15 protein-coding genes and 1 riboswitch are annotated in these 15,020 nt (G+C 63.9%); of the genes, 10 read left to right on the forward strand and 5 right to left on the reverse strand.

Annotation, left to right across the window (positions count from 1 at the left end; translation table 11 throughout):
- Nucleotides 1-3 precede the first annotated feature (3 nt).
- The 6 genes from CKW39_RS01295 to CKW39_RS01320 all read left to right on the forward strand — a co-directional run bounded on the left by CKW39_RS01295 (nucleotide 4) and on the right by CKW39_RS01320 (nucleotide 4,217).
- The gene (locus tag CKW39_RS01295; protein WP_095796376.1) at nucleotides 4-267 is read left to right on the forward strand and encodes a monovalent cation/H+ antiporter complex subunit F; all 264 of its coding nucleotides are present in this window, start codon (nucleotides 4-6) and stop codon (nucleotides 265-267) included.
- On the forward strand, nucleotides 264-629 hold the full coding sequence (gene mnhG, locus CKW39_RS01300) for a monovalent cation/H(+) antiporter subunit G (protein ID WP_095796377.1): 366 nt from the start codon (nucleotides 264-266) through the stop codon (nucleotides 627-629). The genes CKW39_RS01295 and mnhG overlap by 4 nt, the downstream gene beginning before the upstream one ends.
- Before the next feature lie 94 nt (nucleotides 630-723).
- The gene (locus CKW39_RS01305) at nucleotides 724-993 is read left to right on the forward strand and encodes a DUF4235 domain-containing protein (protein ID WP_254049216.1); all 270 of its coding nucleotides are present in this window, start codon (nucleotides 724-726) and stop codon (nucleotides 991-993) included.
- A gap of 90 nt (nucleotides 994-1,083) precedes the next feature.
- Nucleotides 1,084-1,190, forward strand: a riboswitch (TPP riboswitch).
- Between the two features lie 59 nt (nucleotides 1,191-1,249).
- Nucleotides 1,250-1,855, forward strand: a complete 606-nt coding sequence (locus CKW39_RS01310; RefSeq protein WP_095796379.1) for an ECF transporter S component — start codon at nucleotides 1,250-1,252, stop codon at nucleotides 1,853-1,855.
- Nucleotides 1,852-3,423, forward strand: coding sequence for an ABC transporter ATP-binding protein (locus CKW39_RS01315; RefSeq protein WP_095796380.1), 1,572 nt, complete (start codon nucleotides 1,852-1,854; stop codon nucleotides 3,421-3,423). Before CKW39_RS01310 ends, CKW39_RS01315 begins: the two co-directional genes overlap by 4 nt.
- Nucleotides 3,420-4,217, forward strand: a complete 798-nt coding sequence (locus CKW39_RS01320) for an energy-coupling factor transporter transmembrane protein EcfT (RefSeq protein ID WP_095796381.1) — start codon at nucleotides 3,420-3,422, stop codon at nucleotides 4,215-4,217. Before CKW39_RS01315 ends, CKW39_RS01320 begins: the two co-directional genes overlap by 4 nt.
- 99 nt (nucleotides 4,218-4,316) lie before the next feature.
- Here the strand turns inward: CKW39_RS01320 and CKW39_RS01325 are convergent, their stop codons facing one another.
- The 4 genes from CKW39_RS01325 to CKW39_RS01340 all read right to left on the reverse strand — a co-directional run bounded on the left by CKW39_RS01325 (nucleotide 4,317) and on the right by CKW39_RS01340 (nucleotide 8,450).
- Nucleotides 4,317-5,210: an aminotransferase class IV gene (locus CKW39_RS01325; protein ID WP_254049217.1), complete on the reverse strand. Its 894-nt coding sequence runs from the start codon at nucleotides 5,208-5,210 to the stop codon at nucleotides 4,317-4,319.
- Nucleotides 5,207-5,905 carry a uridine kinase gene (locus tag CKW39_RS01330; RefSeq protein ID WP_254049218.1) on the reverse strand — a complete coding sequence of 233 codons (699 nt, stop codon included), beginning with the start codon at nucleotides 5,903-5,905 and terminating at the stop codon, nucleotides 5,207-5,209. Before CKW39_RS01330 ends, CKW39_RS01325 begins: the two co-directional genes overlap by 4 nt.
- Entirely contained in the window at nucleotides 5,836-6,324 is a 489-nt protein-coding gene (locus tag CKW39_RS01335; RefSeq protein WP_254049219.1) for a low molecular weight protein-tyrosine-phosphatase, read from the reverse strand. The genes CKW39_RS01330 and CKW39_RS01335 overlap by 70 nt, the downstream gene beginning before the upstream one ends.
- A gap of 128 nt (nucleotides 6,325-6,452) precedes the next feature.
- Complete coding sequence (locus CKW39_RS01340; RefSeq protein ID WP_095796383.1) at nucleotides 6,453-8,450, reverse strand: BCCT family transporter; 1,998 nt, start codon at nucleotides 8,448-8,450, stop codon at nucleotides 6,453-6,455.
- 350 nt (nucleotides 8,451-8,800) lie between these two features.
- On the opposite strand from CKW39_RS01340, the gene dnaK reads away from it, so the two are divergent.
- The 4 genes from dnaK (at nucleotide 8,801) to CKW39_RS01360 (ending at nucleotide 12,878) form a co-directional block, all read left to right on the forward strand.
- Nucleotides 8,801-10,672, forward strand: coding sequence for a molecular chaperone DnaK (gene dnaK / locus CKW39_RS01345; RefSeq protein WP_095796384.1), 1,872 nt, complete (start codon nucleotides 8,801-8,803; stop codon nucleotides 10,670-10,672).
- A complete protein-coding gene (locus CKW39_RS01350; RefSeq protein WP_095796385.1) occupies nucleotides 10,669-11,310 on the forward strand; it encodes a nucleotide exchange factor GrpE in 642 nt (213 codons plus the stop codon). The genes dnaK and CKW39_RS01350 overlap by 4 nt, the downstream gene beginning before the upstream one ends.
- Nucleotides 11,311-11,395: 85 nt before the next feature.
- On the forward strand, nucleotides 11,396-12,445 hold the full coding sequence (locus CKW39_RS01355; RefSeq protein WP_095796386.1) for a DnaJ C-terminal domain-containing protein: 1,050 nt from the start codon (nucleotides 11,396-11,398) through the stop codon (nucleotides 12,443-12,445).
- A 1-nt stretch (nucleotide 12,446) separates the two neighbouring features.
- A complete protein-coding gene (locus CKW39_RS01360; RefSeq protein ID WP_095796387.1) occupies nucleotides 12,447-12,878 on the forward strand; it encodes a heat shock protein transcriptional repressor HspR in 432 nt (143 codons plus the stop codon).
- Nucleotides 12,879-12,960: 82 nt separating this feature from the next.
- Here the strand turns inward: CKW39_RS01360 and CKW39_RS01365 are convergent, their stop codons facing one another.
- Complete coding sequence (locus CKW39_RS01365; protein WP_095796388.1) at nucleotides 12,961-14,844, reverse strand: BCCT family transporter; 1,884 nt, start codon at nucleotides 14,842-14,844, stop codon at nucleotides 12,961-12,963.
- Between the last annotated feature and the right edge of the window lie 176 nt (nucleotides 14,845-15,020).

Consider the following 15,020-nt stretch of genomic DNA (forward strand, 5'->3'; position numbering starts at 1 on the left):
GCCGTGTTCGAGATAGCAGTATGGATCTGCGGGGTCTTCCTGGTACTGGCTGCGGCCGGGGCCATATACCGACTGGCCAAGGGGCCCTCCCTGCTGGATCGAGTCATTGCCAGCGACGTATTGCTGGCCATCGTGGGTGCCTCCTTGGCCATCGAGATGGTCTACAACCACCACATGAACAACATTTTCCTGTTGGTCATTGTCTCGCTCATCGGGTTCTTGGGATCCGTGACCGTGGCCCGCAACGTGGGAACGGGGAAGTCATGACGTTCGAACTCATTCTGGATATCGTGGCCGCGGTGTGCATGGTGGTGGGCTGTCTGATGTCTCTGGCGGCAGCCGTTGGTCTGGTGCGTTTCCCTGACCTGCTGTCCCGGATGCACGCGGGTACCAAGCCCCAGGTGTTCGGCCTGCTGTTGTTGTTGACCGCGGTGGCCATCGAGGGGCGGGACCCCACCATGATCCCGTTGCTGATCCTGGCCTGGTTGTTCATGCTGCTGACCGTTCCCGTCTCTGCCCACATGGTGGGGCGGTCCGCCTACCGGTCCAAGCACCTGCACGAAGAGAACCTCACCCAGGACGACCTTAAGGACGTCGTGGATTACGCGAGCACCCGGCGCGAGGATTAAAAATCTCGGCCCGGCAGGGGCTGAAGTTGTCGTAGAACCGCCAAGTGGTTCGTATGCTTGGTGAAGAACTGTGAACCATGAAGAGGAGCGTTCGATGAGCAAAGCAATTGATTTGGCCAGCACCGCGGCATCGCTGGGCGGAACCGCAGTGGCCACGAAGGTCCTGACCGCGGGGTGGAAGAAGGTCACCGGCAACGAGCCCCCGGCTAAGAACCCGGACCCGGACGAGGCCTGGCGCGACATCATCGTGTGGGCTCTCCTCACCGGTTTGGTGACCACCCTGGTCAAGGTGGGCGTACAGCGCGCCATGGCCAAGATCAACGCGGATAATGACCAGGACAATACGTCCCAGTCCGAGATCTGAGGTCTTTGAACTGTCGGAAGCGGCGGGGTTGCGTTCATCGAACGTCTCCCCGCCGCTTTTTGTGATCTGACGTTCTGGTCTAGGATGAGCTACTAACGACAGGGGAGCGCCCGAGCGGCGCTGAGAGTGCGCACCAGCGCAGACCCTCGAACCTGATCCGGGTCATTCCGGCGATAGGGAGTCGAGTATCTCAAAGGGCCCGTGCACGTTCCGTGTGCGGTTCTTTCCCCTCCTGTACTCATCAGGAGGATGAAACATGACACAGGTCAAGACCAGGACAACCCGTACGCCTCAGAAGTCATGGCGCGTGGTGGACATCGTGGTGGCGGCGGTATTGGCCGCCGTGTGCGCCGTCGTCTTCTGGGCGTGGGCGAACCTGCTGTACCCCGTGGCAACCACCGCTGCGGTGGCTTATCCACCGGCCACCGGCCTGATCGGCGGCGGTTGGCTCATCGCCGGAACTCTGGGTGCCTTGGTCATTCGCAAGCCCGGAGCCGCGGTTTTCTGTGAGCTGCTTGCGGCCGTTCTCGAAGGATTCTTGGGCACGCACTTCGGATGGACCGTGGTGATCTCCGGCCTGGTGCAGGGTGCTGCGGTGGAGATCGTGTTCCTGTTGACCCGTTACCGAAAGTTCGGTTTGGCCGTTGCTGCCGCCGGTGGCGCGATGGCGGGGCTGTTCATGGGCGTCAGCGAGAACATCATATACAACTTCGAATGGGCCCTGGACCAGCAGGTGGTCTACGCATCTCTGACCACGTTGTCCGGTGCGATCATCGCCGGTGTTCTGATGTGGTTGGTCACCCGGGCGCTGCAGAAAACGGGGGTGCTCAACGGCTTGGCGTCGGGCGCAGCGCGGCGATGACGTCGCACGTGGCCGTGGATCAGCGCGGGGCGGAGGTGGTGCTCACGGAGTTCGGGTGGCACTACCCGGGACGCGAACAGCCGTCCCTGAATTCGGTCAGCGCGCACATCCGACCCGGCGAGCGAGTGCTGCTCCTGGGCCCGTCCGGGGCCGGTAAGTCAACGTTGCTGCACGCGATGGCCGGGGTCGAGCAGGACCCGGACGGGGAATCCCGATCGGGGGAACTCACCGTCAACGGTGTGGATCCGCGTGACGCTCGCGGGGCGGTGGGCTTCATGCACCAGGACCCGGAGACGCAGGTGATCCTGGCGCGGGTGGGTGACGACGTCGCTTTCGGCCTCGAGAATCTCGCCGTACCTCGCGACCAGATCTGGGCCCGCGTGGGCGCCGCTCTTGCCGAGGTCGGGTTGGATCTCCCGCTGGATCACTCCACGACCGAGCTGTCCGGTGGGCAGAAGCAACGCCTGGCGCTGGCCGGAACCATGGCCATGCGCCCGCAACTGTTGCTGCTGGACGAACCCACGGCCAGTGTGGACGAGCAGGGTGCAGCGGAACTGCGTGACGCCGTGGAACGCGCCGTGGCGCAATCCGGCACCACGATGATCGTGGTCGAACACCGGGTCGGCCTCTGGGAGTCCGTGGTGGACCGCGTGATCGTGCTCAATGACGATGGACGGGTGGCCTTCGACGGCCCCACGCGCGAAGTCCTCGGAGACGCCCGCGAGCTATTGCAACGCCAAGGCACGTGGGTTCCGAACTGGACACCGCGCACCATGGCACCACCGGCGCGCGATGAGCAGGCGACCCCGCTGCTGGAGGCGCGTGGACTGGCCGTGAGTCGAACGCAACCGAGCTCGCGAACGGTGGCGCGGCGGCGTCGTCGGGAGCGGAAGGCCTGGGCCAAGGGAACCCCCACCCAGGCCGATATATACCGCAACAAGAATGTGATTCCCGCGGCCGCGGACATCGACCTGAGCGTGCGCGCAGGCCAGGCCCTGGCCATCACGGGCGAGAACGGTGCGGGCAAGTCCACGTTGGCACTGACCCTTGCGGGACTATTGTTGCCGTGCGCGGGAACCGTTCACGCCACCAAGGCCCTCGCCGGGGACGCGCCCGCGGACCCCTCACTGTGGGAGGGGACCGAACTCATCACCCGCATCGGCAGCGTGTTCCAACACCCCGAGCACCAGTTCCTGTGCTCAACCGTGCGGGCGGAACTGGAGTACGGCCCGCACCAGGCAGCTCGCCGCGGTGCGGGACCGGGTGTGGACGAGGAACGAATCGAGTCCCTCCTGGCCAGGCTGGGACTCGGGGGCATTGCCGATGCCAATCCGTTCACGCTCTCCGGCGGTCAAAAGCGGCGACTCTCCGTGGCCACCGTGCTGGCCTCCGCCCCCGACGTGCTCATCCTGGACGAACCCACGTTCGGTCAGGACGCCCAGACCTGGCGCGAGCTGGTCGACATGTTGGTCGAAGAGCTGGAACGCGGCACCGCCGTGGTGGCCGTGACCCACGATCGCGAACTCATCACGGCGCTCAACGCCGTGGAACTGAGGTTGGGAGCATGAGCGTCACTACTATCGCGGACACCGCCCGGTTCAGCCCCGTGGGTCGCTCCAACGCGGTGATCAAACTGCTGGGCGCACTGCTCATCACCGCGGTGCTGGTGGTGAGCGCGGACCCCGTCACGAGCGGCATCGCGCTGCTGGGCCAGTTGCTCCTGCTCAGCGCGGCGGGACAGAAGCCGCTCCGCCTCTTGCTGACCCTCTGGCCCATCACCGTGGCCGCGCTCATCAGCGGCTGGGGAACGGCCATGCTGTCCCCGGAGGGGGGCACGGTACTCCTGAATCTGGGGTGGATCACCGTGACCACGGGGTCGCTGGCGGCCGGCGCGGCCATTGCTCTGCGTGGTTTAGCAATCGCGCTGCCCGGCATCACGGTGTTGCTCACCACCGATCCCACAGATCTGGCGGACGGTCTGGCGCAGACCCTGCGGTTGCCGGAACGTTTCGTGCTGGCCTCCCTGGCCGCGCTGCGCCTGGTGGAGGTCATGGTCAAGGAATGGTCGGTGCTGGCCTCGGCGCGGCGCGCCCGCGGTGCCGGTAACGACCGCGGGCCGGTGGGGATGGCCAAGGAATTCGGCGGTCAGGCGTTCACGTTGCTGGTCCAGTCGCTGCGTCGCGCCACGCGGTTGGCGATGACCATGGAAGCGCGCGGGTTCGGCGCCGGGAAGCGCACATGGGCCCGGGTGCCCCGCTACGGGCGCGTGGACCTCTACACGGGCGGCGCCGCGGTACTGATTGCGGTCGGTGCCCTCTCGGTATCCGTGCTCCTGGGCACGCACCGGTTCATTTGGCAGTAACCGAGGCCGTGGCTTCCGCGGGCGCAGGCACCTGCGAACCGCTAATGGGCGACCCGAGTGACCCAGCAGTGTTGCCGGGGCGATTCGAGGTGCCGCGGGTCAGTGACCGACCAGGTAGCCGGTGAGCAAATCCGTGAGCTCGCGAGTGTGGGGCAGCGGTTGTTGATCCAGGCGCACCACCGGCACGGCGAGCCGCACGGACGAGGTGAGCCATACGGCGTCGGCGCGCAGGAGGTCCGCCGGGTAGATCGGACCGTAGTCGATGCGCCACCCGTCCTGGCGAGCCGCCGCGAAAATGCGTGCCTGCGAGGTGCCCGGCAGAATACCGTGCGATGGTTCCGGGGTCACCAGGGTGCGTTCGCCGTGGCCGGTTCGCGCGCAGATCACCGACGACGTCGCCGCCTCGAGTACCCGGCGATCGGTCGAGGTCGTGAAGATGGCCTCGTCCGCACCCAGATCCCGCGCGTGCCGCAACGCGGCCATGTTGACCGCGTAAGAGAGCGTCTTGGCGCCGGGGAGCAGCCACGCGCAGCCGGAGTCCTCCGCCGGATCGTGACCGCGTTGCAGCAGCACGGCGGAGACGCCATTGCGCCGCACCGCGAACGTGGCTTCGCCGACCGGGGTGACCGTGAGCCATGCCCATGGGGATCCACCGGGGGCACCGCGGCTGATGCTGAGTTTGATTGCGTGCTCGGCGCCCAGTCCGGCATCGCCTCCGGGTCCGGCGTTCCCCAGCCCCAGTTCAATGGCTTGCCGACAGGACTGTTCCGAAGGCACCGGGAGCTGAGCCAAGCGGGCGGACGCGCAAAGCCGCCTGTAGTGCGCCCCGAACTTGTAGACCTCACCGTTGAGGGCGTGCATGGTCTCGAACACGCCGTCGCCGCGGGTCAGGCCCTCATCGTCGATGAGGACGAGCGGCCGGGAGGGATCCACCAACTGTGGCCCCTGATCCACGGGAGCCATCATGACGACCGCGCGCTGAACGTCGCTCACGACTGTCCCTGCCCGTCCTCGGGGGATTCTGTCAGCTCGGGGGCGGGCCCGGGGTGCAGAACTTCCGCGTTCTCCCAGACCGGATCCGCTGCAAGATAGGACTGCTCCTGCTCGGCCCAGACATCCCAGAATTTTTCGTAGGAACGGCCGTCTCGCTCCATGGCCCGCTTTTTTCGCAGCGCGGCGGGGAGCTCGACCCACACCGACGAGTTAAGTAGCGGGCGGGCGAGATCATTACACGCACCCACGCCCTCGACCAGAATGATCTCCGCAGCGCGGGTAAGCCTCGGCGTGCCAGGTTCGTTGGTCAACCAGTCCCACGCCGTCCAATGGGCGTCCTCGCCGCGGCGGAGGGGTTTGAGAACCTCATTCACATACTGGCCTATACCCTGTTCCAAGCCGTTCCAGCCCGGATAAATGTCCTCCAAGTGGAAAACCGTGACATCGTGCCGGCGTTCGAGCACTGCCGCGAGCTGGGCGGTCAGAGTGGTTTTCCCGGCCCCCGAGCGGCCGTCAATGCCAATGATGAACGGTCTTTGCGTGGGCACTGGAAGTAACCGTGCCAGGTTCACGCCTTCCGGATAGGCCGCGAACAAGGCGTCGTCGAAATTTTCCTCGGGGTCGATCACGATGACTTGAGCCTCTTCGAGACTTCCGAAACCACGTGCGGGACCGCCGCCTGGATCTGTTCCCAAGCGAGGTCGAAGTCCTCGGCGTCGCCGTACCAGGGGTCGGCGATATCCAGCTCGTCGTCGCCAATGTCCTCCGCGCCGAACGAGCGCATGAGTCGCACCTGATCGGCCTGATCATCGCCCAGCCGGCGGCGCAACTCTGTCTGGTGCGCGGCCGTCATGGCCAGCATCAGATCGGCGTCCTGGAGTTCGTCGTCGGTGATGCGGTGGGCCTGGTGATCGGGTAACTCCAGGCTATTGCGGGACAGTACGGTGACGGCGCGGGAGTCCACGGGATTGCCGTGCTCCTCGTCGCTGATGCCGGCGGAGATCACGCTCACCCGATCCTGTAGACCCTCTTTGGTCAACTCTGCATCGAGCAAGGCATGGGCCATGGGGGAACGACAGATGTTGCCGGTGCACACCGTGACGATTTTGAACATGATCTCCACTGTACGAAACTTTGCACCGATGTGACGGCTCCGGAACGATCCGCCCACAAAAATGGGGGCTCGGCACCTATCGGCACCAAGCCCCCATCATGGAGCGGTTACTGACTCACCGCTTGTCGTTACTTGTCGGTTGAGTCGTTCCCCTGCTTCCAAGGGGCCTTGTCATCCGGGGTGGTTTCCGCGATGTCATCCACTGGCGATGAAGACCACGCGGTCTGGTACTCGAACGGAATTTCCTTGCCGTCCTCGTCCGTCTGGCGGTACCACTCGGTGACCGACGGATCGTGCGAGTCGAAGTCCTGACCGGCGGCGCGATGGCCCTCGGCATGCTCGACCTGCAATGCGAAGTCATCGCCGTGTTCGGCCAACCCGGTGGAAATGGCCTTGTCCACTGCAGATGCGGCGAAGCGCGAACGCAGGGTGGCCGGATCCTTCCGGAGATCCTTGAACAGCGAGATCATCATGCCGGCCATGATGATGGCGAACGGCAGTGCGGAGACGATCACCAGGTTCTGCATCCCGGCCAGGGCGTTGTCGCCGCCCACCAGCAGCATCACGATTGCGATGCCGGCCAGGCACAGGCCCCAGAAGATCACGATCCACTTGGACGGAACCGGCTTGCCCTTCTGGGTCATGGTGCCCATGACCACGGACGCGGAGTCTGCACTGGTCACGAAGAAGATGCCGATCACGATCATGGCCAGCACGGAGGTGATGGCAGAGAGGGGCAGCTGGTCCAGTAGTCCGAACAGCATGGATTCGGCGCCGTCCTCGACGGTCAGGTTGGCACCGTTCTGCGCGTAGTACATGGCCGAACCGCCGAAGACGATGAACCACAGGACACACACGGAAGCAGGGACCACGAGCACCACGGTCACGAACTGACGGATGGTGCGGCCACGGGAGATCTTGGCGATGAACATGCCCACGAACGGTGCCCAGGACATCCACCAAGCCCAGTAGTACACGGTCCAGGTGCTGGAGAACTCAGCAGCGGCGGGGCCCCATGCGGCCGACTGACCGGTCATGAAGAGGTACTCGGAGATGTAGGTCGAGAACACGGACGGGATCAGACTGAGCATGAACACCGTGGGGCCCACGACAAACACGAACAGGGCCAGGATGAAGGCCAGCACCAGGTTGGTGTTGGAGAGGTAACGAATACCGCGGGACACACCGGACACCGCCGAGACGATGAACGCGATCGACAGAATGCAAATGACCACGATGGCTGTCGAGTTACCGGCCGAGCCGATACCGCCCACGATGTTCAGGCCTTGGGAAATCTGAATCGCGCCGAAGCCCAAGGAGGCAGCGGTACCGAAGAGAGTTGCGAAGATGGCGAACACGTCGATGAGCTTGCCGAGCGTGCCCTCCACCTGGCGCTGACCCAGCAAAGTCGTGAAGATGCGGGAGATCAACGGTGCACGGCCGCGGCGGTACGCGCCGTAGGCCACGGAGACACCCACCACGGCGTAGATGGCCCAGGGGTTGAGAGCCCAGTGGAAGGCGGTCTGGACCAGGGAGTACACGACCATGGAGTTGTCGCCGGCCTCGGCCACGCCCTCGAAGCCGGGGATGCCGCTTTCGAAATATGTCATGGGCTCGAAAGCGCCGTAGAACATCAGGCCGATGCCCATGCCCGCAGCGAAGAGCATGGCGAGCCAGGAGAAGAAGGAGTATTCGGGCGGCTCGTTGTCACGGCCGAGCTTGATGCGGCCGGTGCGAGTGAAGCCGATGACCAACATGAAGAGCACTGACGCGGTGGAGAGCAGGATGAAGAACCAACCGGTGTTGGCCGTGACCCAGGCCAAAGCCGTGGAAGAGACGTTGGTCAGGGTCTCGGTGGAGAGGATGCCCCACAGGATGAAGCCCAGGATCAGGGCCGCGGTGACCAGAAAGACCACCTTGTCGGTACCGAAGGACAGTTTGCGATCTTCCACGCCAACACCCGGAACCAAGGCCGGGTGGATTCCGTGGGGGTATGTCAGCTCGTCGAAGATTCGGCGGGGACGGCTTCGGTTGTCCCGGTAGATGATCTCACCGTTGGGGGATTCGGTGGTCGCGGTCGAACTGGAACCGGGTTGGTTCTCTGAAGAGTGTGGCGGCGTGCTCAAGACGGTCCTCCTGGACATGGCGTCGAGTGAATGAATCGTGGAATCGAGTAGGGGTGCAACTCCTAGGTAGGGCGGGTCCTGCGCTGTCTGGCAAGCGCCGATGAGGAATCCCGCGCACAAACACACAATTGTATCGATTTCTGAGTGATTAGTCAGACTGCCTGACTGTGACCTTGTGAGCGTTAAGTCCGTCACATTGAGTGGATATGACTCAACTTTACTTGACTTCTAGCGCTCACGTGGCAGACTTGAGTCATAACAACTCAAGTTTGGACTTTTCTCGACCGTTCGCGTGAGCAGCGGTGTCGGGAACAAGCAGAACAAGCAGTCGAATGAAAGGACTCGCAACTATGTCTCGTGCAGTAGGTATTGACCTCGGCACTACCAACTCCGTTGTCGCCGCCCTCGAAGGTGGCGAACCGGTAGTTATCGCCAACGCGGAAGGCAACCGCACTACGCCTTCGGTCGTGGCGTACTCCAAGGACGGCGAAACCCTGGTGGGTGACGTCGCCAAGCGTCAGGCCGTGACCAACGTTGACCGCACCATCGCGTCCGTGAAGCGTCACATGGGTACCGACTGGAAGACCCAGGACATCGACGGTAAGAAGTACACGCCGCAGGAAATCTCGGCTCGTATCCTCATGAAGCTCAAGAACGACGCCGAGGCGTACCTGGGTGATGCGGTCACGGACGCCGTGATCACCGTTCCCGCGTACTTCAACGACGCCGAGCGTCAGGCCACTAAGGAGGCGGGCGAGGTCGCGGGCATGAATGTGCTCCGCATCATCAACGAGCCCACCGCCGCGGCCCTGGCTTACGGTCTGGAGAAGGGCAAGGAAGACGAGCTCATCCTGGTCTTCGACCTCGGTGGCGGTACGTTCGACGTCTCGCTGCTAGAAGTCGGCAAGGATGACGACGACTTCTCCACCATTCAGGTGCGCGCCACCGCCGGTGACAACCGTCTGGGCGGTGACGACTGGGACCAGCGCATCGTGGATTGGCTGCTCCAGCAGGTCAAGTCCAAGACCGGTGCGGACCTGTCCAAGGACAAGATTGCCCTGCAGCGCCTGAAGGAATCCGCTGAGCAGGCCAAGAAGGAACTGTCCTCGGCTACCTCGACCAACATTTCCCTGCAGTACCTGTCCGTGACCCCCGAGGGTCCGGTGCACTTGGACGAGAAGCTCACTCGCGCCAAGTTCCAGGAACTGACCTCCGACCTGTTGGCACGCACCGAGAAGCCCTTCAAGGACGTCATCGCAGAAGCAGGCATCAAGGTTTCCGACATCGATCACGTGGTGCTCGTGGGTGGTTCCACCCGTATGCCCGCCGTGGTCGAGAAGGTCACCGAGATGGCCGGTAAGGCTCCCAACAAGGGCGTGAACCCGGATGAGGTCGTGGCCGTTGGTGCTGCGATCCAGGCTGGCGTGCTCAAGGGTGACCGCAAGGACGTCTTGCTGATCGACGTGACCCCGCTGTCCCTGGGTATCGAAACCAAGGGTGGCGTGATGACCAAGCTCATCGAGCGCAACACGGCCATCCCCACCAAACGTTCCGAGACCTTCACGACCGCGGAGGACAACCAGCCGTCCGTGTCCATTCAGGTCTTCCAGGGTGAGCGCGAGTTCACCCGGGACAACAAGAACCTGGGCACCTTCGAGCTGACCGGTATCGCACCGGCTCCGCGCGGCATGCCGCAGATCGAGGTCACCTTCGACATCGACGCCAACGGCATTGTGCACGTGTTCGCCAAGGACAAGGGCACCAACAAGGAACAGTCCATGACCATCACCGGTGGTACTTCCCTCTCCAAGGAAGACATCGACCGCATGGTCAAGGATGCTGAAGCCAACGCTGAGTCGGACAAGAAGCGCCGCGAAGCCGCTGACCTGCGCAACAACGCCGAGCAGACGGCCTACTCCGTGGAGAAGCTGCTCAACGACGACGAAGGCGCACTGCCCGAGGACGTCAAGTCCGAGGTCCAGGCCGATGTCGACGCCGTCAAGACCGCACTCGAGGGCACTGACGACGACGCCGTCAAGACCGCGTTCGACAAGCTGCAGTCCTCGCAGACCAAGATCGGCGAGGCCCTGTACGCGCAGTCCCAGGCAGACGGCGCAGCTGACGCCGGTGCCACCGGTGCGGACGAGGCTCCCAGGGAAGACGACGACATCGTTGACGCTGAAGTGGTCGACGATGAAGAAGACAACAACGGAAAGAAGTGAGCATGAGCGATTCCGAGAACACCAAGGGCCACGGCCAGTCCGTGCCGGAGGGGGACCCGGAGCACTCCGCTCACGCCCAGTCCGGTGAGCAGCAGTCTCAGGGCGAACCGGGGTTGACCGTGGATGACATTCTGGGCACCCCGCAGTCCGAGGGCGTAGAAGCTGCCGATGCGGCGTCGTCGACCACCGACGACGCCGCCCCGGGCGGCGACAGCGCCGCGCAGAAGCTCGCGGACGAACGTCTTGAGGATCTGCGCCGCTTGCAGGCGGAGTTCGTGAACTTCAAGAACCGCACCACGCGGGAACGGGATCAGCTGCGGGACTTCGTCTCCGCGGACATGATCACCGCGTTGCTGCCGGTTCTTGACGACATCGAAGCCGCTCGCAAGGCCGGCGACCTCACGGACGGACCGTTTGCCGCGATCGCCAACAAGCTGGACGAGACGCTGACCCGTCAGGGTCTGGAACGGCTCGGAGAGGTTGGCGAGGCATTCGACCCCAACATTCACGAAGCCGTGTTGCAGCAGCCCACCGAAGAGGTGGAACCGGACCACGTGTCCATGGTGCTGCGATCGGGTTTCAAGATCGGTAACCGGGTGGTCCGCGCGGCTCAGGTAGCCGTGGCGGCACAGCCGTAAAGCGCCACAAGGTCAGGGCGGGTCTTCATGACAAGACCCGCCCTGACTCGCACAAAACACATATTCTTAGTTGAAAGGAGGCGTCATGGCCAGTCAGGACTGGATCGATAAGGATTTCTACAGTGTCCTGGGCGTCTCCAAGGACGCATCCCAGGCCGATATCAAGAAGGCCTATCGAAAGCTGGCCCGCAAGTATCACCCGGACCAGAACCCAGGGGATGCTGCTGCGGAGAAAAAATTCAAGGACATCACCGAGGCTAATTCGGTGCTGTCCGACAAGGACGAACGCGAAGAGTACGACGCGATCCGAGCCATGGGCTCCGGTGCTCGATTTGCCGGTTCCCCGGGTGGCGGAGGCGCGGCCGGTGACGCGAGCTTCGAAGACATCTTTGGCGGAATGTTCGGCGGTGGCGGCCGCGGTGGCCGTCGCACGAGCTACTCCACGTCCGGCGGGGGGTTCTCCGGCGGGGGCGGATTCGAGGATCTGTTCGCGCAGTTCGGCGGCCAGGACGGTGGCACCCGGTTCACCACATCGGGCGGACCGGCCTACGGCGCCCCCGGTGGTTACGGTGGCTATCAGGGCCCGCCCGCCAAGGGCGAGGACATCCACACCACCACGACCATCCCGTTGCGTTCTGCCTACAACGGCACCACCGTGAAGCTGCGCCGTGGCAACGGTCAGACCACCACGGTGCGCGTGCCCAAGGGCGTCAAGGACGAACAGCGCCTCAAGGTTGCGGGTAAGGGTCATTCAGGCCCGGGCGGCAACGGCGACCTGTTCGTGACCGTCAAGATCAAGGATCATCCGTTCTTCAGCCGCGACGGACAGAACGTGGCCGTCACCGTACCGGTGACCGTGAGCGAAGCCGCTCTGGGTGCCACCATCGAGGTGCCCACCCTTGATGGCAATCACGTGAACGTGAAGATTCCCGCGGGTACGTCCTCCGGGCGTCGCTTCCGGGTCAAGGGCAAGGGGTTCACCTCCGGCTCCAAGACCGGGAACATGATCGTCACGGTCGACATCGAGCTTCCCAAGACCCTGGACGATCAGGCGAAGGAGGCTGTGGAAGCGTTCGCCAAGGCCACCGAGGATTTCGATCCCCGTGCCGGCCTGGGCGAGAAGGCGGCTGAGTGACATGGCCCTTGATTTCACGCAACCCGTGTTCGTGATCTCGGTAGCCGCCGAGCTCGCGGACATGCACCCCCAGACCCTGCGGCAGTACGACCGACTGGGTTTGGTGAATCCTTCGCGAGCATCGGGTCGGGCGCGGCGCTACTCCCAGATGGATGTGGAGAAGCTGCGCCAGATCCAGGGATTGTCCCAGCAGGGGGTGTCCCTGGAGGGCATCAAACGGATTATCCAGCTCGAAAACCAGGTCAGTGCGCTGCAGTCACGCATCACTGAGCTTTCGGAAGAACTGGAAAGAGAACGCGAGAAATCACGGGTCTTCGCCGCGGACCCTTCAGGGGACGTGGTCAGGCTGACCCACGGAGGCCACCGCACGCCCCGTAAGGTCTCCCAGTCACTCATGCTGTACCGCCCGGCCAAGCCGCGCAGCAAGAAGTAGTGAGCGAGCGGCGTCGTCGAGACGCCACATGAAAAACGCGCCGGTCTCCCAGAGGGGAGGCCGGCGCGTTTCGCTGTCGCGGCTACTTTCCGGAGCGGTCCTCGGAATCGACGACCTCGTTCGGCTCGGTGTACTCGCCGGTCTCGTAGTCGTACGGGATGGGGTTGCCGTCCTCATCCGTGCGCTGATACCAGTCGGTGACCTCGGGGGCGGTGGAATCGAAGTCCGCACCCGCAGCCCACTTGCTCTTGTCACCGGAAGCGCGCTCGACGGCCAGGGTGAAGTCGTCGCCGTACTCGTCGATGCCATGGCGGACGGACTTGTCGATGGCCCAGCGGGAGTACTTCTCGCGAATGATCATCGGATCGCGACGCAGGTCCTTGTGGAAGGCCACGACCATGCCGAACATGATCACGGTGAACGGCAGCGCGGTCACGGTGATCATGTTCTGCAGACCGGTGAGCGCGTTCTGACCGCCCACGAGCAGCATGACCACGGCGATGCCCGCCATGCACAGGCCCCAGAACACCGTGACGGTCTTCTTGGGCTCGGGGTTACCCCGCTGGGACATCTGCGAAGCCACCACCGAAGCGGAGTCCGCCGTGGTGATGAAGAAGATCGCAAGCATGACCACCACGATGCCCGCCATGATTCCGGCGCCGGGTAGGCCGTCCAGGACCACGAAGAAGATTTCCTCGGGTGCGGGAAGAGTGGCCGCGGTGCCGTCCGGGGCGATCGCGTTGGATTCCATCTGCTGGCGGATCGCGGTGCCGCCCAGCACGGTGAACGCGAGCACCACGATGGAAGAGGGGATCAACAGCACGCCCAGGATGAACTGACGGATGGTGCGGCCGCGGGAAATCTTGGCCACGAACACGCCCACGAACGGTGCCCAAGAAACCCACCAGGCCCAGTAGAACGTGGTCCAGGAGGAGAGGAACGTCTGCATCTCCTCGCCGTCGGCCATGGAGGCGGAGAGCATGTTGGGCAGTTCACCGAAATAGGTGACCACCACGGACGGGATGAAGTTCAGCAGAAATGCGGTGGGGCCCACGATGAAGAAGAACAGGGCAAGGCCCACAGCGAGCACCATGTTGATGTTGGACAGCCAACGGATGCCCTTGGCCACGCCGGAGACCGCGGAAGCGATGAAACCGGCGGTCAGCACGGCAATGATGATGAGTGCTGCACTGTTGCCCGTGGGGCCCAGTCCCGCGAAGATCTCCACGCCACGGCCGATCTGCAGCGCGCCGATACCCAGGGACGCGGCGGTGCCGAAGAGCGTGGCCACGATGGCGAGCATGTCGATGATCTTGCCCGCGGTGTTGTCCGTGTTGCCGTTGCGGAAGAAGGGAGCGAACACGGAACTCATCAGCGGCACACGACCGCGGCGGTAGGACGCGTAGGCCACGGCCACGCCCACCAGGCCATATATGGCCCACGCGTTGAGACCCCAGTGAAGCGCTGCCTGGGCGGCGGCCTTGGTCATGGCGTCCACGGTCGCCGGATCAGCGGATCCTGGGCGCGGGGACAGGAAGTAGGTCATCGGCTCGAACGGGCCGAAGAAGATGATGCCGATACCGATACCCGCGGCAAAGAGCATGGCCGCCCAGGAAGCGGTGGAGTACTCGGGCTTGTCATTGTCCAAACCCAGCGGGATGCGACCGTACTTCGACAGTGCCACGTAGAGCAGGTAGAACAGCAGGCCGATGGCCAGCACGTTGAAGACCCAGCCCATGTTCACCATGGTCCAGTTCAACGCCGCGGTGGACGCCTCAGTAAGTGACTCGGTGGCAACCACGCCCCAAATGATGAAGCCGATGATCAACGCGCCGGCCACTCCGACCACCAACCGGTCGATCCCGTAGCGGACCTTCTGGTCATCCACGGACACACCGGGCACCAGCGCCGGGTGAATGTTGTGGGGGTAGCTGATCTCGCTCAGGAACGACCGCGTGGCGTCCATGCGACTCGCGGGCCTGCGAACATCCACGCGCGGCGGCGTGGGGTCGGCCTCCGCATCAGCCGGGTTGGGCGGACGCTTACTACTGGAAGACACGGGGACTCCTGCGGGGGTAGTCGGTCAGCAACCTTTCCAGGTTAGGGTGGCGAACCACTTTTCCCCACATTTAGGTAACGGTG

Source organism: Kocuria sp. WRN011 (assembly GCF_002295155.1).
In the GTDB taxonomy this organism is placed as follows: Bacteria; Actinomycetota; Actinomycetes; order Actinomycetales; family Micrococcaceae; genus Kocuria; species Kocuria carniphila.